Raw genomic sequence first — 333 nt, forward strand, 5'->3', positions numbered from 1 at the left:
ATTCCTTTTTGATGTAAAATTAAGCTATCAAAGAAAAATCTTACTAAACAAAAAAGAAGGAGATTCCCTATGGCTAATTATACATCAAATACCTATGCACTGAAACGAAAAATATTAACTTTTACAAATAAAATTTCCAGGCATCTATCTAAGCCAGATCGAAAATTCACTGCGGATATCACCTACGGTATGCTGGCGGCTGGGAGTTGTCTGCTAACAGATGTCGTTGACCAACTCCACGAGGATTCTAAGAAGATAAATATTGTTGACCGCCTTTCCAGACATCTTGACAAAGGAGTTCCTGCAAAGGCAGCTGTATCCTATCTTCATGCG

The 333-nt window shown here is 37.8% G+C and carries 1 pseudogene; it reads left to right on the top strand.

The window, feature by feature from the left end:
• Positions 1–69: 69 nt before the first annotated feature.
• Positions 70–333: pseudogene (locus tag BN3456_RS00055) on the top strand (hypothetical protein); the annotation flags it as partial.

Source organism: Clostridium sp. C105KSO13 (assembly GCF_001517425.1).
In the GTDB taxonomy this organism is placed as follows: Bacteria; Bacillota; Clostridia; order Lachnospirales; family Lachnospiraceae; genus Muricomes.